The organism is Algoriphagus sediminis, assembly GCF_030403435.1.
Lineage (GTDB): Bacteria > Bacteroidota > Bacteroidia > Cytophagales > Cyclobacteriaceae > Algoriphagus > Algoriphagus sediminis.
The window spans coordinates 421952-437705 of the sequence record NZ_JAUEPH010000003.1 but is presented as its reverse complement, the minus strand read 5'-3'; the positions used below and the strand labels follow the sequence as shown (position 1 = coordinate 437705).

Genomic DNA, 15754 nt, shown 5'->3' with positions numbered 1-15754 from the left:
ATAATAAAATATTCATTAAGTCTCTGGCGAAGTTTGGAATTTCACTTATTTACAAAAAACCCAGCGAACGAGCCATTTAAAACACTATTTGCCTTAAGTGGTCTGCCGCGAAGCAAGAAATAAATAATCCAAAGTAAAAATCTAAACCCATGATACCCAATCGAAGGAAAATAGTTAAACCAAGAACTATGTTTCCGAATTAAAATAAATTGATTCCTGCAGTGTAGGTAAAAAACCCTCGGAGAGAGCGTTCCCTCTTTACTATTGTCTTTAGATGAGGCTCCTGCTTCATGGTAAACTATTGAACCTGAACATAAGCCCAAGGAATAACCTGCTTTTTTCATGCGAAGGGACCAATCGACATCTTCAAAATAGGCGAAAAAGGAATCGTCTAAAAGCCCAACCTTCTTGATAACATCGGTCCGTACAAGAATCGCGCATCCTGTGACCCAATCAATTTTCTCGGGATAAGAATTTTTTGAGGTATTTAAGGTTATAGCTCTACTAAACAAATTATTCCATTTCCCCCCGGCAGACCACACTTTTCTCCTGTTTTCCATCGAATAGATTATGGGTTGCACTGCACCATATTCAGGATGTTCTAAAGAAAATCTGGAAAGTTTGGAGAGAAAATTTGGTTCAACCACCGTGTCATTGTTTAGAAGTAGAATTTGATCAAACCCTTCTTTCAAGGCTAGCTTAATCCCTAAATTATTTCCTCCAGTAAAACCTAAATTTCTGGCATTTTCAATCAGATGAATTTCTGGAAATAATTCTTCTAATTTTTTCCCTTCTTTTTCTTTTGAACCATTATCTATTAAAATAATCTTAAATGATCCATAATTGACCTTTAAAAGGCTTTCCAAGCATTTAAGGGAATGATCAAAACCATTCCAATTAACTAATATTATCGCTATTCTCGGTGATCCCATAAAAATCAGTTATAAGACTTTTGTCAAAACGGTATAAAAGAATGGTGCATAGAAGAAAAATAAAAAGCTCGGTAGCAAGAATGCCATAGCAAAGACCTATCCCATCAAAAAAATACGTTAGCGTGGAAGAAACAAATATCATAAAAACACACATTAACCAACTAGCTTTAAACATTAGTTTTCTTTGATCTGCAGAAATAAGAATTGTGACATTGACTACATTAAACGAGGCAAAAAATGGAACAAAGGCTAAAACTCGCAAAAACTCAACAGCTTCGTTCAAAATGGATCGAGACAATAGTTCAATTATCCAAGGAGCCAAGTAATAGGTAAACACCGAAACAATACAGCCAGTGAAAACAATGCTCTTATGAATTTTTCGAAGAAAAGAGAAAAAACTCTGCTTATCCTCTTTGTATAGTGCACTTGCTCTGGGAATAATCGCCTGGAAAACCATCGGAGGTAACAATCGAATAACCATTACCACCCTTTCAGCCAAACTGTACATGCCCAGGGTCTCAGCGACCGAAAAAAAGCTTAAAATTATCAGGCCTCCATTAATTGAAATATGACTAGCCAGATTACTAAAAAAGAGAAGAATATTATCTTTTAAGCTTTGCCAGATGGCAGAAAATTCTGGGCGATAAACTCGAATTCCCAAATAGGTATGGATATAGGTCAGAAGGAAGATATTGATGGAAATCCCGGATAGTCCGAGCATAAAATTCACCCATTTACTATGTCCTGGGCTATGGATAAAAAGCACAATCCCTAAAAGAAAAAGAAGCTTACTGAAGATATTGGCAATGCTAATTAGCTTCATTTTTTCCATTCCCTGAAAGAACCAGAGTGGAAGTATTGCCTCCGAAAAGAGAAGCAAAACTGAAAACACCAGAATCATTTGGTACTCCTGAAACAGATTAAGCCCGAAAACCGCTACAAAAACGAATAGTGTGGATAGAGCGGCGAGCAGAACTTTCGAGGAGAAAACATTAGAAACCACATGGGAAAGGGCCTCTTTATCTTTTTGGTTGGTTGCCACCTGCTTTGGAGCACTAAGATTATACCCAAAGCCCACCACTATATTCAGGAGAATGATGACTGAAAGGGCCAGATTTACCAATCCGAATTGGTCGACTCCTATACTTTGGATAAGCAAAGGCATGGAGATAATGGAAATCAGGACATTCGAAGATTGGATTACCGCTAGAAAAAGAAAATTTTGTATAGAGCGATTACGAATTAAGCTGCTAAAAGATAGAAAGGAAATTTTCTCAAACATGTCCTTTTAGCTTTAAACCTCCTTCACATGCTTGCGGAAAAGTCTTTGGAAATAAAGGAATACCAAAACGGCTAAACCGGTAAGAATTGACCCTAAAACCATGCCTTTAACCAATCTGGTTTCCGAACGTGGGAGAGGTAATATGGGGGAATCTATGACTTGAATGAGTGGGGAATTATTTCTATGATTCACCTTCGCGATTTCAAGGTTCTTAACGATTTCTCCATAAACAGCTCCAGTGGCCTGCACATCAATTTGTCGCTTCTTACTTTCTACAGTGGCGCGGGTGAGCAATGGGTTTGCATTTGGAACTTGATCTGACGCGGTGGCATAAGCCCCAATACTTTCGTCTAGTATTTTCCGAACGCTATCTGCCTGAGATTGAAGAATTCGAAGATTTTCACCTGTTTTCTTGGTCTTGGTTTCGAAGTAGAATGAATTCACCTTTTCTACCAAAGTCTCATTGAAAACCTTAGCGAACTTTTCATCTTTTGAAGAAATAGATACTTGAAGAATAGTAAGCTTTCGATCTGGTTTTGTCACCCCAAGCTGCTTTTCACGGATTAGCTTTGAGACTTGCTTGACCACTGAATCCTGATCCACGGTAAATTGATCTCTAGGAATCGAAAAGTCCATGGAATTGATATCTACTTTGTTAGACCACTTTTCATCAATCTCTTCAAAGCTCACAAATCGATCAATCAGCAATTCGTCTTCCTTAAAAGGGCTCAAAAGAGTTTCAGAGAGCATCCGGTCTGATTTATACAGCTCCATAATGTTATCTCCCTGAAAAAGCCCTGAAGTTCCTCCCAGTGAGCCAAGATTTACTCCAACCAGAGAGGCAAGTCCTGCCATCTGCCCTCTTCCCCCTGAGTCTCCTTCTTCCAGTACAAAGGATGTTTCAGCATGAAAAACTGGTTTGGTGAAAATGGAATAAAGGGCTCCCAGACCCAAGCCAATTACGCCAGCTGCAACAAGTATTTTCCACTGGCTGATAAAATAGCCAAGCCATTCCTGCAGATTTAGAACAACCTGCTTGAGTGTAAATTGATTATCTGAAAAATGCTTCGATGTAGCCATTACCAATTAATTTGTGAAACGACTAATGCCAGAGTCGCTATTCCAGTGGTAATTCCCACTATTTCTCCTAACCTCAAAGGAACTCTTGGCCCCTTAGTAGGGACGATCACTTCGGCTCCCGGTTCTACCGGTGGATAATTTCTGATTCCCAAAAAGCCTTTTGTTCTTTTTACCGCTCCATTCGCATAGACCACATAAGTTTGCTTTCGGTTTGCTCTTCGCTCAAATCCTCCAGCACCATTAATGTAGTATTTTAAGCTTCTTCCTCCTTCATATCGGAGCGTGGTAGGATAGACCACGTCGCCTCGCATCCTCACTGTCTGCAAAAGCTTTGGCACAGATAAAATATCTCCGGGTTCAAGGATCAAATCATCCTCCGACCCAGGATTCTTTAAAATCTTCTCCAAATCAATGGCCACCGCTTCTGTTTCTTTCAGCTTTACAGCAAAGCCGGGAGTCTCGGAGGCAATTTGATCCAAAGACTCTCTTTTATTTTCAGCCAGTTGATCATCTACAGGCGACTCAGCAATTGGATCATCACTCCTTAGTCTCCTCAGCAATTCCTCCTGGGCTTCAGAATTATTTTGAGAAGCCTCTAGAAGCTGCTGGAGCTCTTCCAGATTTTTCTGTCTTCTTTCCTGATTTGATTGGGTATCGTAAAATTCAGTCCTACGGATCAAAGCGGCACCTTTTGCGTAGGCAAATTGATTAAGTCCACCTGCCCTACGCACGATATCTGAAATTCTTTCTTCGCTATTCTCTATGGCAAACATTCCGGGGGAATTCACCTGTCCCTCCACCGCAACGAGGCTTTGCATGGTAAAGTTTGCACGTTTCCTTACGATGACCTGATCGAAAGCCTTAAGCTCCACACTATTGTCTGACATCCTGAGATCCGGGGAAACTTGTACCGGAAATATCTCGGAAAGCGTTCCTAAATCCTGATCCTCCAGCCTTCTGGCAATCTCAATGTCATTGGCATTTGCGGTTTCCTGTAGTCCCCCAGCCATGATTAAAAGTTCCTCCACTTCCATTCCTTCTGAGAAAGGATAAATGCCGGGTCTTTTTACCTCACCCAGTACCTGAACATACTGTTCATTTTCTATATCGTAAATACTCGCAATTCTAACCACATCCTCCCTTTGGAGAGCGAAATCAGGACTGCTTCCATTTAGTAAACCCTCGAGATCAATCTGGAACATCTGCGTGCTAAAATCCTCACGTGTTCTGAGGACGCTCGCCTGAACTTTATACGCATCCCCTCGTAAACCTTCAGCCTTTTCTATGAGGTCAGAAAGCATCATATTTTCTACCAAAGCAAAAGTCCCAGGTCTGAAAACAGCACCCACTATCTGAACACGATTGGTATATCTATCCAGAATTCTTTGTACTGTAATTTCATCTCCACCTTTCATCAGAAACATGGAAAATTGATCCTTATACACATTCGAAATGGCCCGTTCATTCCCTGTGATTCTAGCGATGGTCACTTGATCTTTATAGGCTTCATCGGTAAACCCACCTGCATAATTCAATAAGTCCTCAAATGTATCTCCTTCCCGGATTTCAAAGGTCTTAGGCCTTTTCACTTGTCCAGAAATGGTAGCTCTAGACTCAAAAGGAGGCACTAAAATCACATCTTGATCCTCTAACCGTAGATCTAGACTTGCCTCACCTTTGATCAGTAAATCATACACATCCACTTCGGAGAGCAGTTGATTGTTTCTCAGGACTTTAATGTTCCTCATGGAGCCATTTATGCTTGGCCCTCCTGCTGCGTAAAGTGCATTAAACACTGTGCTAAAAGCACTCAAAGTGAACGTTCCCGGAAGCCTAACATCACCCAGAATATTCACTTGGATGGTCCTCACGTTTCCGAGGGAAATTTGAAGAAAAGTATTCGGGTTCGGTCCTGTCATGCCTGGATAAAACCTTGAAACCCTATTTTTGATGATGCCTGTAGCTTCCTCTATGGTTTTGCCGGAAACAGAAATAGTCCCAATATTATCCAAAAGGATAAAACCATCTGGATTCACAGTGGCCTCATAGTATTGCTCCGACTGACCATAAATATCTACATAAAGAAGATCTCCAGAGCCTAAAACATAGCTTTTCGGAGTGGCTTGGTTTAGGCTTGGCTCAAATGTGAGCGTCCTACGATTATTAAAAAATATCTCACTTCCGAAAATCTGTGCCTCTTCTTCGGATAGCCTGGGGTATGACCTGGGGTTAAAATATCCATCGCTGATATCCTTTTCACCCATTTGAGACCTGCTGTCCCGGTTGGATACTCTTGAATTTCTTTGGAAGCCAGCTCCACCCAATTCTAATTGATCAATTCGCTCCCGCAGTTTTTCGGCCTGAAGAGGAGGCATTCTACCTTCAGCCTGAGCCCTTTCGAGGAATTCTTCAGTAGTTAAACCTGCTGCAGAAGCTCGATTTATCAGGTCCTCTATTTCCTCATCGCTCATGGTATCCACATTGATTTCTGAAAAATCAGCAGTTTCCTGAGCAAAGGTTTCGGGAAGGGTCAATGTACAAAAAGCCACAAGGGCAAAAAGACACCAAAGATTTTTTAAATAGGGCATATGTCTGTTCCGGCAAAAAAACCTGCCAGGTGATTGAAAATCGTTTGCAAAGTCTAAAATTCCATCTAATTCCGAATTCTACCAAATTTGGTTCCAAAAACCTCCTATTTCATACGTTTTTCGCGTTTTTACTCGGTACAATTCCTACAAATATCGATTTGCTGTCTGTTATTGAGCAGCTGACTCCGGAATTTTTCATAAGTTTTCGACTTCCAGATTTTTGGTAGGGGCTGATTTGCCAGCTCTCCCATTACGTATTTGGCATCCTTATCAAAACAGCAAGGCACTATCTTTCCATCCCATGTAGAAACAGCTCCTTGCCACATTCTCCAGCACTTGTTTTCAATCTTCTTTTTTAACCTCCAGCTTCCATCTCCATTTGGCAGATATCTGGAATATCCCAAGTTGGAAGGGATAAGCTCTGAGCCATTCTCAAAGTCATAAATTTGAGTAGTTTTTAATTGAAGTTCATCTACTCCGATTTCTTTTGCCCAGTCCTTTAAAGCAGGAATCTGCTGCTCATTTTGTCCAGTGACTAGAAACTGCAAAACCACTCTTGGGTAATGGGCGTTTCTTTCTCTCCGACGACCAAGAAGCTTCGTCAGACCCTCCTGTACTTTTTCAAGCTTTCCACCAATCCTGTATTTTTCATATATCTCCTGGGTGATTCCATCCATAGAGACGATCAATTGCTTCAGGCCTGAGTCCAAAACCTTGTCAATATTCTGCTTATCCAAGTAATGCGCATTTGTAGAAGTGGATGTAAAGATCCGATTTTGATCCGCTAGGCTTACCATCTCGAAAAATCTTGGGTTTAAAAACGGTTCCCCCTGAAAATAAAGATGGAGCCAGGTTAAATGGCCTTTTGCTTGCTCAATGAGTTTCTCGAAAAGCTGATCCTGAAGCATTCCTGTGGGACGGGAAAACGACCTCAAGCCTGAAGGACATTCCGGGCATCGAAGATTACAGCTTGTGGTAGGCTCCACGCTAAGGGTGGTAGGTTGTCCCCAGAGAATCGGCTTTTGCAAAAGCCTTGATAGCTGAAAAGAGATAGCTAGCTGAGCATAATTCAACACCTTGTTTAAAGTAAGGTACCTGGAAAATGCCACAAAAGTCAACCACTGATTCTTCACTCCGGCAAATAAGCAAATGGAGGATGGATTCGAAAAACTCTTTCCAAAAAAGACGAAAATTCCGTTCCCTCCCGTTTTGTTTGAAATCGTTCTCTCATCAAAAATTAAGTTTTAATTTCGCCTTTGAGAATTTTGATGATCATGTCCAAAAACACCCTCTTTTTCAGAGCAACCCTATCCTTTATTCTTCTGGCATTCCTTTCCTGTAATTCCAATCAGGATGAATGTGAGCTCGATGAGGAAATTTTGGCTCAGGACTTAAATCTAAAAATAACTCGGCTGGAAGACGATTTCTTTTCAGCTAAGACAAAAGAGGACTTCTTATTTCTTTTTGAAGAGCACCCTGAATTCACAGAGGAGTATTTGCAACCGGAACTTTATGCCAACCTGGATTCTTTGGCCAGTTCACTTCTAGTGGTTCACCAAGACAGCTCCATGAAAGATCTTTATGAGGCTGTAAAAAGCAAAAGAGGGGATATTTCAGAGGTCAATAAAAATCTGGAAAACGCTTTCAAATACATTAAGCATTATTATCCCGAATTTGAAGTACCGAAGGTTTACACTTTCGTGAGTGGGTTTAATTCAGACCTATTCATCACCGATGATCTTATTGTAATCGGCATAGATTATTTTCTTCCCACTGATCATCCATTCCAGCCTGACCTTCCTCGCTACATGGCTGAGAGATACGACTTACCCTATTTAGTCCCCATGATCGTCACAGCGCTTTCTTCCCGATTCAATGAAGTGGATCTTCAGGACAAGTCTCTATTGGCTGAGATGATTTATTATGGCAAGGCTTATCACTTTGCGAAGGCGGTGCTTCCATGTACTCCGGAGGGTCTGATCATAGGATATACGGATGAGCAAGTCGCTGATAGTTATTCAAATGAAGAATATATCTGGGCCCATTTTGTGGAGAATGAACTGCTTTATGAAACTAATCCCTTTGAAATTCAAAAATATCTAGGCGAAGCTCCAAGTACTGATGCGATCAGTACCAAAGCTCCCGGAAGACTGGGACGATGGCTGGGATGGAATATTGTGGATGACTACCAGATTTCTCAAGAAGCCTCCCTTCAGGACATTATGGAGGAAAAAGATGCTGAACTTATTTTTAGGCTATCCGGATATAGGCCTCGTGGGATAGAGTAAGGGGATGCTTTTTTGAATCCACTGCGTGCAAAAGCCTTTTCACCGCAATTTCTTCTGTGAAAAAATCCTCTGAAATCCTTTGCGCATTTTGCTGCATTTCCCTTAGTTTTTTCGGGTTGTCTTGCAAAGCCGAAAGTTTGACTGAAAGCCCTTGCCAATCTTTATCCAAAATAGAAAAACCTAAATTGTTTTCAGTGACGAGGCGATAAACCCAACCGCGATGGTTGATGATAATTGCCTTACCGGCTGCGATTGCGTCGAAAAACTTATTTGGTGAATTCGTATTTAGGATGGGAAGGTCAGCGAATGAAATCCATGCAAAGTCAGCCTTTGCCAAGACCTCATTTACTCGCTTTTTTGAACCAAAAGGCTCAAATTCCAGATTATTTAAATTCAACTTTGAGGCCTTCTTTTTCAAGAAATTTTCCTCACTTCCCTGCCCCATAATGATAAAATTCCAAGGCTTTTTTTCTTTTTGAGACCAATAGGCAAAGTCCACTAACTCATCAAGAGCATTGACCTTTCCAAGAGCTCCCGTGTACGCAATGGTTATTTTTTTTGACACATCTGTCCCGCCAACTCTTGAAGGAAAAAAGTAGTCCGGATCTGAGAAATTAGGAATCAGATGAACTTCCCTCTCAGGAGCTTGGATTCGAAGATGATTTACTATGCCGGGTGACAGCCCAACCAATTTTAGAGCATTCCGATAAGTCTTCTTTTCAATTTTCCTGAGATATCTTTTGATCACTGGATTCCTAATTACCCCTACTTGAATCGGAGCTTCCGGCCAAATATCCCTTACCTCAAAAATGTATGGAATGGCGAATTTCTTTTTTGCCCAAAGTCCTATAAGCCCGGTGGTCAAAGGTGTGGATGATATGTAAAAAAGATCAGGCCTTGGCAATTTTATAATCAGGCCCTTCGCTGCTTTCACAAAATTCAGAAAGGAGTAAACCCTTTTCACAAATCCGAATTTCTGATCATAAGCAACTGGTAAATAGTGTACTGTGATACCTTCTATCTTCCTTAGGTCGTAATATTCCGCTCCACCAGTAATCAAGTCCACTTCATATCCAGCCTGAACCAGTCCTTTGGCCAGATAAAAAGATCGGGTAGCTCCTCCCTCTTCTGGGGTTTTAAAATACTGATGGATATAGACAATTCTCATTTCTTCCTCAAGTTCACCCATTCTGAGAAAAGAAACAGATTATACAGCATCAAAAAATCAGATTTAACAAAATATCCGGGTCTTTGAGAGATTTCTGAGATGGGAGAAGGTAAGGTTTCTCCAAGTCGATTTTCAAGTTCCTTAATGCTTTGAAATGCCTTTTTCGCAAAACTTTCACCCTCTTGAAACCATTCCTCCAAAGGCAAACCAAAACCTAATTTTTTTCGATTTGCAATTTGCCCCAAATCGTATTTTAAGAGTAATTCCTTAATTCCACGCTTGGCTTTCAAATCCCTATTTGGACTTTGTTTCCACAATGAAAGAAAATCTGAATCCAGGTAGGGAGATCTTCCTTCGATACCATGTGCCATCAAGGCCTGATCCTGGACCTTTAAAACATCCTCCACCAAATAAACCCTTCTATCAAAATCCAGTGCTTTTCGATAAGGATCTAAACCTTGATCGAAAATCCGATAGTAATCCTGAAAAATATAACTTGGGACTGGACGAAGGGCTGAAAAATTAAGAAAGGTTCTCTCTTCACTTTCATGAATAGAATCAAAAAATTTCGAGTAAGACCTTGTTAGGGGCATCCACGATAAAGTCGATTTCAAAAACAAATACAGTCTCTTATTTTTCAAATACTTCTCAAAAGCATCATGACGTCGATATCCTCCCCAAAGCTCATCTGCTCCGGCCCCTGAGATCAACACTTTAATGCCTTGATTCTTGGCCTCTTTCCCAAGCATCCAAAGAAGAAACCCTGCGGAATCTCCAACAGGCTCATCAAGATTCGCCACATAATCCTCAAAATGTTTGGCGAAGGAATGCTGATCAATGGAAACTTCATGAAGCTCTGCCGGAAATAGATCAGTCAGATTCCTGACCCAGTGGATGTCATCGTATTTTTTCTGGTATTTTTTTTCTGCGGCGAAAGTAAATGCAGGTAAGGCCTTTCCGGTTTTTTGATACCAATGCGAATACAAAAGGCTGCTGTCGGCACCTCCGCTTAGAAGAACCCCCTTTGGTACATCGGAGTCAAATTGTCTTTCTACTACTCTATCCAGGATCTTCTCAAAAGAATTTGTATCGGATTCCTCCTCATGGGGAAGAGGATCAAACCTAAAAGTGCCAGGGTTACTGATTTGGCTAAAGCGATTAGGCTTCCATTCTTGAATTCTCTTGTAAAAAGTGTGACCTCGCCTTGCAGACCTCAAAAAAGCGTAATTTTCAACTGAGGCCATATCCAAGTCTGATGGCCAGATTTTATTGATTCCGCTAACTGATGAGGAAATACAAAGCGAATCCTGGCTGTGTTGATAGTAAAGTGGTTTCTCCCCACTTGGATCTCTAGCTACGAGAATAGACTTAGTCATTACATCCACCAAAATCAGTGAAAACATACCTTTCAACTTACTCAAGCCCTTCACTCCAAAGGACCTGAGCCAGGTAATCAAAACCTCCGTATCGGAGTTGCTTTCAAAATCCTTTCCCATGGTTTCCAGGAGGGATCGTAACTCTCGGTGATTATAGATTTCGCCATTCCAAATGATTAAAGAATGACCATCTTTTGTCCAAAAGGGTTGATCAGCTTTTGGGGTTGGATCAGAAATTCTAAGTCGGTTCACCCCTATCCAAAGCCCGGGCCATGGAGAACAAAGGTCCTGGTGATCAGGACCACGATGGAAAGAGCTCTCCAAAAGAATACGGAGATTTTCCTCTTTGGCCCCTTGACCCCAAATCAAATGGATGCCACACATTATTTCTTATCCTTTTTGAGTGCTTTAGCCTTTTGGTTTTTCTCAAAATATCTACAGAAATGAGTAATGTAGCATTCTTCACATTTAGGGCTTCTGGCTAGGCAAATGTATCTTCCATGAAGAATTAACCAGTGATGGGCCTTATGGACATACTCCTTTGGAATGTGGCGAATAAGCTGCTTCTCGACCTCAAGGGGAGTCTTTGCGGTCTGAGTCACCAAGCCCAGCCTTTTTGAAACCCTAAATACATGTGTGTCTACAGCCATATTTGGTTGGTTCCAAACCACTGAAGTAATCACATTTGCGGTTTTTCTCCCTACACCCGGTAGCTTGATCAGTTCTTCTACTGTGGAAGGCACCTCGCTATTAAAATCCTCAACCAGCATCTTCCCAAGACCTAATAAATGCTTGGTTTTGTTATTTGGATAAGATATTGATTTAATGTATGGAAATAGCTCATCAAAATGAGAATGGGCAAGATGCTCCGGGGTTGGAAATTCTTTAAAAAGTTCTTCTGTGACTATGTTGACCCTCTTATCCGTGCATTGTGCTGAAAGAACTACAGCCACCAGAAGTTGAAAGGCGTCTTCGTATCTAAGCTCAGTTTCAGCTATCGGCATATTTTCTGAAAAATGCTGAATAAATGCGGCATAGCGTTCCTTTTTGAGCATATGAATAAAGGGTTAAAATGGAAGGGGTGAAGATAAAAAATTCAAATTATCTTGAGGAACTTAAATGAGTTAGTGTTATGTCCAATTTCGTTTATCCGTTTCTAGGTCTTTGCTTTTTAGCCCTTTCAATTCCATCCATTGCACAGGATCGACCCCGAGAGCTGGGGGTAAAATTTGGAATTTTGCCCGCAGGGCAATTAAATGCAATCACCGATGTTTCTGGCGTTAAGGTAGGGCATTTCACAAAAAATCAGGGAGAGCATATTCGTACCGGGGTGACGGCAATTCTTCCCCATGGAGATAATGTTTTTCAGCAAAAGGTTCCTGCTGCGGTTTTTGTGGGAAATGGTTTTGGCAAGCTCGCTGGTACCACTCAAGTTATGGAGTTAGGAAACTTGGAAAGTCCTATCATTTTGACCAATACGCTATCAGTTGCCGCTGGAATTGAAGGAGTGGTAAAATACACATTGGAGCAGAAGGGCAATGAATCTGTGCAGTCCGTAAATGCAGTGGTCGGAGAAACAAATGATGGATATCTCAATGATATCCGAGGTATGCACATCAGTGCAGAAGAAGTAATTCAGGCTATTGAAAGTGCTGAATCCGGACCTGTGGATGAAGGAAACGTTGGTGCAGGCACGGGTACGATTTGCTTCGGGTGGAAAGGGGGTATAGGAACCTCCTCTCGAAAATTACCGGAAGAACTGGGCGGCTTTACAGTTGGTGTATTGGTTCAGAGCAATTTTGGAGGAAACCTCCAAATTTCTGGTGTCCCAGTGGGTGAAAAACTGGGAAAATATCCTTTTAAGGATGCCTTGGAAAAATCCGATGGAAGCTGCATGATCGTCATTGCTACAGATGCTCCGGTTTTGGACAGGAATCTGGAAAGAATGGCAAAAAGAGCCTTGATGGGATTGGCAAAAACAGGAGGTATTGCCTCGAATGGTTCGGGAGATTACGTAATCGCATTCAGCACAAATCAAGACCTACGAATTCCCTATTCTGAAAATGAAGATCTATTTTTCCGAGAGCTACCCAACTCAAAAATGACTCCGCTTTTTATGGCTGTAATCGAAGCCACCGAAGAAGCAATCATTAATTCGCTTTTTGCAGCAGAAGAGATGACAGGCAAGGAGGGCCGTATCGTACCGAATCTTCCTGTTAAAACCATTCTTCCTTGGCTAATTGATGAAAAAAAGTGAGTTGGTTTCCCTTTCATACCATCTAATTTGTCTTTGGTGTTCCAAGACAAAAATCAAATGATCTTTTCATTTGAATTACCAACTATTTTTTATTTTTTCGGCTCACCAGCATTATAAAGTGATTTTTAGCCCTATCGTATTACTGTGCAAGAAAAATTGGTCATCGAACCCAAAAAAGCTCCCAAACCGTTTAATCTTTTGGATTCATCATTCTGGGATGAAATTCAGAACAAAGGCACCAAGATCCTTCTGAACAGTGGGGAATACCTTCTTCATGAAGGGGATAAAAATACCATTATCTACTTTGTGATTTCGGGTAGACTGAGGGCCCTAAAAAAAAGAGGCTCAGGTCAATTCATTTTGGGTGATATTGGAATTGGTGAACCAGTCGGAGAGCTCGCGCTTTTTACAGGAGAACCAAGAATGGCTTCTGTGATTGCAATCCGAAAATCTATTGTCTTAAAAATAACTCAGGAGGAATATTTGAAATTGGTGGCAGAAAAACCTGAACTGGCCACAACGATGACCTCTTTTGTTATTGACCGGCTCAGGAGAAACACTTTTGAAAAGAAAAGGTCCTCCCCTCCGAAAACCATTGCTTTGGTTCAACTTGACAATTTCACCAACCTTGACCCATGGATTTCAGGACTCAAGAAGTATAAAAATAAGGCAGGTGGTCTTATCCGAATTCACAATCAGAATGAAAATCAAAGCGATCATGGGGAAGAATTTTTTGCCTCTCTTGAAGAGCAACCGGGTATTCAGATTCTAGTCTGTAATCAGGATGATATGGTTTGGGCTCAGCAATGCCTTTTGTATGCGGATTTAGTGATAGTAGCGACCCATTTTAGTTCAGATACCAAACTCAGACCTATAGAAAAGCAGTTGAACCTCTATTCCTATGGTATTCTGAATAAGAAAACATATTTGCTTCTACTTCACGAAAGGGGAGGGAAAACAGCCGAGAACACTCAAAGGTGGTTTGCTAATCGGAATTTCCACTTACATATCCATTTACGGAGAAATCATCAGGCAGATCTAAATAGATTAGGCAGAATTCTCACCAACACTGCAACTGGACTTGTATTAGGAGGCGGAGGAGCCAAAGGATATGCTCATCTAGGCGCAGTCAAAGCAATGCGGGAAAGAGGCCTTGAGGTAGATTTTATAGGTGGAGCAAGTGCCGGAGCCGTTTATGGGATGGCACTGGACTATCTGGAATTCGATCAGAAAAAATTAGATAATGTTATCAAAGACTCCATTAGCAGAAAGCTCACTTCCAAAGATTTTGCTCTTCCGGTGGTTTCAATGATGAAAGGAAAAAAGATTAGAAAATTCCTCAAGGACACTTTTGAAGAAACAAACATTGAAGACCTCTGGATCAATTCTTTTTGTGTAACCACAAACTATAATTCAGCTAAACTGGAAACTCATCGAACAGGGATTCTCTGGCGGTCACTTCTTGCCAGTATTTCCGTTCCCGGTATTTTCCCACCTGTAGTTCTCAATAAAAATCTTCACATTGATGGCTCCGTGATGGATACTTTGCCGATAGAGCCTATGTACGATTATCCGGTGGAGAATATAATTGCCATTTCACTTTCAAATTTGCAGGAAGCTGAAATCGACTTTGAAGAAACTCCCTCTGGCTGGAAATTACTCTGGGATAAAATCACCCAAAGAAAACGATATCCTATACCTGGTTTTTATTCGATTGTAGAGAATTCGCTGAACCTAAATAGTATGAATAAACAGGGAAATATCAGTGATCAAGCTTCTCATTACTGGCCTATGGATCTCAATCAGTATGATTTTCTAGATGATAGTAAATGGGAAGAAATTCAGGAGCAAGGATATTTTCAGGCCAGTAAATACCTGGATTCGATTCCTAGCGAGAAGCGGTTTTGGGAAAGGTAAAGTGGCTTTTTAACTTCGACTAGCTAATCAAAATTAAATTCAAGTTTTAGACCATTGGAGTATGACTCGAATTCTTTATACACTATGCTTGTTTTTATTCTCACTTTCCACTTTAAAAGCTGAAAGGACGAAAGTTGAGATTCAGACCTCTCGCGGGATCATTATTGTCGCTCTTTACAATGAGACTCCTAAGCACAGGGATAATTTCATCAAGCTGGTGGAGGAAGGGATTTATGATTCCCTCTTATTTCATAGAGTTATCGAGGATTTCATGATTCAGGCCGGGGATATCAAAAGCAAGAATGCAGGACCTGAAGAACGTTTAGGGGCTAATGATTTAGGTTATAAAGTACCTGCCGAATTCAGTCCGGTCCTTTTTCACAAAAAAGGTGTTTTGGCCGCGGCGAGGGATGGAAATAAAGAAAGAGCATCCAGTAGCACCCAGTTTTATTTGGTACAGGGAAAAGTTCAAAATGACAGTACATTGAACTATCACCAGAAGCGAATAAATAATATGCTCAGGAGACATTACTATATGAATGACCCTAATAGTCAACCCTTACTAGATTCCATTACTGCAGCAAGAGAAGCGAAGGATAGCATTCTTTATAACCAGCTTCGGACTAAGTCGGAAAGACTTCAAAACAGCTATGAAGATTTCATTAAATACGAGATTCCGGAAAAACATAGAATGTACTATAAGACCATGGGTGGTACACCTCACCTAGATCAGAATTATACTGTTTTCGGTGAGATCATTTTTGGGTTTGACGTCTTGAATTCTATTGCACGTGTTGAAACAGACAATCGGGACAGACCACTTGAAGACGTTAGAATAATTTCTATGCGGGTTGTCAGGGAATAAT

At 40.9% G+C, this 15754-nt stretch carries 12 protein-coding genes; 4 read left to right on the top strand and 8 right to left on the bottom strand.

The window, feature by feature from the left end:
* Positions 1–41: 41 nt before the first annotated feature.
* The 5 genes from QVH07_RS08300 to QVH07_RS08280 form a co-directional block, all read right to left on the bottom strand.
* On the bottom strand, positions 42–866 hold the full coding sequence (locus tag QVH07_RS08300; protein WP_289999699.1) for a glycosyltransferase family 2 protein: 825 nt from the start codon (positions 864–866) through the stop codon (positions 42–44).
* Positions 867–897: 31 nt separating this feature from the next.
* Positions 898–2214, bottom strand: a complete 1317-nt coding sequence (locus tag QVH07_RS08295) for an oligosaccharide flippase family protein (protein WP_289999698.1) — start codon at positions 2212–2214, stop codon at positions 898–900.
* A gap of 12 nt (positions 2215–2226) precedes the next feature.
* Positions 2227–3294 (bottom strand): GumC domain-containing protein, encoded by a 1068-nt coding sequence (locus QVH07_RS08290; protein WP_289999697.1) that lies wholly within the window; start codon positions 3292–3294, stop codon positions 2227–2229.
* The gene (locus tag QVH07_RS08285) at positions 3294–5882 is read right to left on the bottom strand and encodes an SLBB domain-containing protein (RefSeq protein ID WP_289999696.1); all 2589 of its coding nucleotides are present in this window, start codon (positions 5880–5882) and stop codon (positions 3294–3296) included. The genes QVH07_RS08290 and QVH07_RS08285 overlap by 1 nt, the downstream gene beginning before the upstream one ends.
* Before the next feature lie 128 nt (positions 5883–6010).
* The gene (locus QVH07_RS08280; RefSeq protein WP_289999695.1) at positions 6011–7015 is read right to left on the bottom strand and encodes a radical SAM/SPASM domain-containing protein; all 1005 of its coding nucleotides are present in this window, start codon (positions 7013–7015) and stop codon (positions 6011–6013) included.
* A 141-nt stretch (positions 7016–7156) separates the two neighbouring features.
* Between QVH07_RS08280 and gldB the strand changes: the two genes are divergently transcribed.
* Positions 7157–8170 carry a gliding motility lipoprotein GldB gene (gldB, locus tag QVH07_RS08275; protein WP_289999694.1) on the top strand — a complete coding sequence of 338 codons (1014 nt, stop codon included), beginning with the start codon at positions 7157–7159 and terminating at the stop codon, positions 8168–8170.
* On the opposite strand, the gene QVH07_RS08270 is transcribed toward gldB, so the two are convergent.
* The 3 genes from QVH07_RS08270 to nth are packed head-to-tail and all read right to left on the bottom strand — an operon-like array spanning position 8133 to position 11769.
* The gene (locus tag QVH07_RS08270; protein WP_289999693.1) at positions 8133–9359 is read right to left on the bottom strand and encodes a glycosyltransferase family 4 protein; all 1227 of its coding nucleotides are present in this window, start codon (positions 9357–9359) and stop codon (positions 8133–8135) included. The genes gldB and QVH07_RS08270 overlap by 38 nt on opposite strands.
* Positions 9335–11098 carry an asparagine synthase (glutamine-hydrolyzing) gene (gene asnB, locus QVH07_RS08265; protein WP_289999692.1) on the bottom strand — a complete coding sequence of 588 codons (1764 nt, stop codon included), beginning with the start codon at positions 11096–11098 and terminating at the stop codon, positions 9335–9337. The genes QVH07_RS08270 and asnB overlap by 25 nt, the downstream gene beginning before the upstream one ends.
* Positions 11098–11769, bottom strand: a complete 672-nt coding sequence (gene nth, locus QVH07_RS08260; RefSeq protein ID WP_289999691.1) for an endonuclease III — start codon at positions 11767–11769, stop codon at positions 11098–11100. The genes asnB and nth overlap by 1 nt, the downstream gene beginning before the upstream one ends.
* Before the next feature lie 77 nt (positions 11770–11846).
* Between nth and QVH07_RS08255 the strand changes: the two genes are divergently transcribed.
* From QVH07_RS08255 to QVH07_RS08245, 3 genes are all read left to right on the top strand, one after another.
* Positions 11847–12971, top strand: a complete 1125-nt coding sequence (locus QVH07_RS08255) for a P1 family peptidase (RefSeq protein WP_289999690.1) — start codon at positions 11847–11849, stop codon at positions 12969–12971.
* 198 nt (positions 12972–13169) lie between these two features.
* Positions 13170–14888 carry a patatin-like phospholipase family protein gene (locus QVH07_RS08250; RefSeq protein WP_289999689.1) on the top strand — a complete coding sequence of 573 codons (1719 nt, stop codon included), beginning with the start codon at positions 13170–13172 and terminating at the stop codon, positions 14886–14888.
* A 61-nt stretch (positions 14889–14949) separates the two neighbouring features.
* Positions 14950–15753, top strand: coding sequence for a peptidylprolyl isomerase (locus QVH07_RS08245; RefSeq protein ID WP_289999688.1), 804 nt, complete (start codon positions 14950–14952; stop codon positions 15751–15753).
* The last annotated feature ends 1 nt before the right edge of the window (position 15754 follow it).

Coding starts and splice junctions, on each gene's coding strand:
- QVH07_RS08295 (WP_289999698.1), bottom strand. CDS start 2,214: ATGTTTGAGAAAATTTCCTTTCTATCTTTTAGCAGCTTAATTCGTAAT.
- QVH07_RS08290 (WP_289999697.1), bottom strand. CDS start 3,294: ATGGCTACATCGAAGCATTTTTCAGATAATCAATTTACACTCAAGCAG.
- QVH07_RS08285 (WP_289999696.1), bottom strand. CDS start 5,882: ATGCCCTATTTAAAAAATCTTTGGTGTCTTTTTGCCCTTGTGGCTTTT.
- gldB (WP_289999694.1), top strand. CDS start 7,157: ATGTCCAAAAACACCCTCTTTTTCAGAGCAACCCTATCCTTTATTCTT.
- QVH07_RS08270 (WP_289999693.1), bottom strand. CDS start 9,359: ATGGGTGAACTTGAGGAAGAAATGAGAATTGTCTATATCCATCAGTAT.
- asnB (WP_289999692.1), bottom strand. CDS start 11,098: ATGTGTGGCATCCATTTGATTTGGGGTCAAGGGGCCAAAGAGGAAAAT.
- nth (WP_289999691.1), bottom strand. CDS start 11,769: ATGCTCAAAAAGGAACGCTATGCCGCATTTATTCAGCATTTTTCAGAA.
- QVH07_RS08255 (WP_289999690.1), top strand. CDS start 11,847: ATGTCCAATTTCGTTTATCCGTTTCTAGGTCTTTGCTTTTTAGCCCTT.
- QVH07_RS08245 (WP_289999688.1), top strand. CDS start 14,950: ATGACTCGAATTCTTTATACACTATGCTTGTTTTTATTCTCACTTTCC.